Here is a 2,226-nt window from a genome sequence, read left to right as displayed (position 1 = left end):
GGGCCCTGCTCCTGGCCGCGTCCCTCCACCTGTGGCGCACCCACCGCCTCGGCCGCCGCCGCTGACCACGGCTCCAGCAGGACACCGCCTCAGCCCCCGTCGCCGACGGCCTTCACCGCCGCCTTCGCCACGTCCTCCACCAGCGCGATCCCGTCGTCCTTGGTGGTGCTCCCGTTGGACACGACGGCGACGAGGTACCGCTTCCCGGCGACGCCGACCCGCCCGACGCTGTTGATGTCCCACAGCTCGGTGGTGGACCGCCGCAGCCAGCCGTTCTTCAGCTCGGTCGCGTCTCCGGCCGAGGCCGCCGCGGAGACGCCCCACGCCTGGTCGGCCTCGACGTCGCCCATCAGCTCCTGCATGTACGCGCGTGATGCCGCGTCCAGCACCGAGTCGCCGACGCCGAACACCTGCTTGAGCAGGACGAGCTGGTCGGCGGCCGTGGTCTGGGTGAGGCCCCACAGCGGTCCGTCGCCGCCGGTGGTCCCGGTCAGGCCGAGGCGGTCGTTGGCCGCGTCGAGGCCGTCCGCCCCGCCGATGGTGTTCCACAGGGCGGTCGTCGCGTCGTTGTCGCTGCGCTCGATCATCGCGGTGGCGTACGTCTTCTCCTGGGCGGTCAGCGCCCGGCCCTCGTCCTGCGCCGCCAGGAGCAGCGCGGCGAGCACGTCGACCTTCACGATGCTGGCGGTGTCGTACGTCCCGTCGCCGGACGCGTACGCGGCGCTCGTCCCGCCGGTCACGTCGAGCACGGCCACGGAGACCTCGCCGCCGAAGCCGTCGTACGTGGCGGCCGCCGCGCGCACGGCCTCGGCGAGCTGGGCGTCCCGGTCCACGGAGCTCCTCTCGGGGGTGGCCTTCGCGGTCGTCGAGGTGGTCGAGACCTTGGAGACGAGCGCGGTCGCGTCGTGCGCCTGCGCCTTCACGTAGACCGTAGTGCCGGCGGTGGCGGCGAGGAGCACCGCCGAGGCGACGGCGGCATGGACGACAGGGCGCCGGCGACGGGTGCCGCGGGGTCCGTGGGACGCGTGGGACATGAGGCCGATGCTGCGGCGCCGTCCTGTGCGCACCATGAGCCGCACCTCAGGGTCCGCTGAGAATCCGCCCCCGGCCGCTCGGTAGGGTCGGTGACCGTGGCGAACAAGAACATCCCCGACCCCGGCTTCTCCGACGACGACGGCTCCGCGGACCCGCGCCTGACCGAGGCCCTGACCGCCTGGCACCAGGACCGCACGGCCCACGGCCCGGTCCTGGAGGCGCTGAAGGGGGCCCGCCTCCTGGTCCCCGTCGTCGCGGTCCTCGGAGAGGTCGAGGAGGACGAGAACGGCTTGCGCCGCGAGAAGACCAGCGACATGGCGGTCCCCACCCTGAAGGCGGGCAGCCGCACCGCGCTCCCCGCCTTCACCTCCACCCGCTCCCTCGCGCTGTGGGACCCCGAGGCCCGCCCGGTCGCCGTCCCGCTGCACCAGGCGCTCCAGGCCGCCGCCCACGAGAAGGCCGACACGGTCGTCCTCGACCTCGCGGGCCCGGTCCCGTACGAGATCACGGGCGCCGCGCTCTACGCCCTCGCCGAGGGCCGCACCTCCGCCGACCCGCTGGCCGACCCGGCGGTCACCGGCGCCGTGCGCGCCGCGGTCGCCGCCGAGCCCGGGGTGGACCGGGCGCACCTGGGCCCGGGTCCCGCGGACGGCATCCTGGCTCTGGTCATCGCCCCCGGCGCGGACCCGGCGGCCACCGCGCAGGCCGTGGCCGGGCGGATCGCCGCCGACGAAACACTGAGGGCCCGCCTGGTGCGCGGCCTCGACCTGGCACTTCTGCCGGCCGAGGCGACGCCGCCGGGCGAGCCCCTCTACGTACGGGAAAGCTGAGCGGGAGAGCTGAGCGGGAAAACTGAGCGGGCTAGCCGTAGACGGCGCCCGTGTACTTCTCGCCCGGGCCCTGCCCCGGCTCGTCCGGGACGAGGGATGCCTCGCGGAACGCCAGCTGGAGCGACTTCAGGCCGTCGCGCAGCGGCGCCGCGTGGAAGGAGCTGATCTCCGTGGCGCTGCCGTCGAGCAGTCCGGCCAGGGCGTGGATCAGCTTGCGGGCCTCGTCCAGGTCCTTGTGGGCGTCGCCCTCCTCGGTCAGCCCCAGCTTCACCGCGGCGGCGCTCATCAGGTTCACCGCGACCGTCACGATGACCTCTACGGCGGGCACCTCGGCGATGTCGCGGGTCAGCGCGTCGTAGTC

The 2,226-nt window shown here is 74.5% G+C and carries 3 protein-coding genes; 1 reads left to right on the top strand and 2 read right to left on the bottom strand.

Features of this window, described 5'->3' with window-relative positions; translation table 11 throughout:
* Positions 1-89 precede the first annotated feature (89 nt).
* Entirely contained in the window at positions 90-1,034 is a 945-nt protein-coding gene (locus tag N5I75_RS06180) for a serine hydrolase (protein WP_476676933.1), read from the bottom strand.
* 96 nt (positions 1,035-1,130) lie between these two features.
* Here N5I75_RS06180 and N5I75_RS06175 point away from each other — a divergent pair, with 96 nt between their 5' ends.
* Positions 1,131-1,865 (top strand): SseB family protein, encoded by a 735-nt coding sequence (locus tag N5I75_RS06175; RefSeq protein ID WP_476675120.1) that lies wholly within the window; start codon positions 1,131-1,133, stop codon positions 1,863-1,865.
* Positions 1,866-1,896: 31 nt separating this feature from the next.
* Here the strand turns inward: N5I75_RS06175 and N5I75_RS06170 are convergent.
* Positions 1,897-2,226, bottom strand: a 330-nt coding sequence (locus tag N5I75_RS06170; RefSeq protein WP_476675119.1) for a DUF1844 domain-containing protein, incomplete at its 5' end; no start/stop codon positions are given.

This window comes from Streptomyces sp. R818 (assembly GCF_056172735.1).
This window is presented reverse-complemented; position numbering and strand designations above follow the sequence as displayed.

What these genes read in the sequence shown, in the direction of transcription:
- N5I75_RS06180 (WP_476676933.1), bottom strand. Translation starts at nt 1,034, where the DNA reads ATGTCCCACGCGTCCCACGGACCCCGCGGCACCCGTCGCCGGCGCCCT.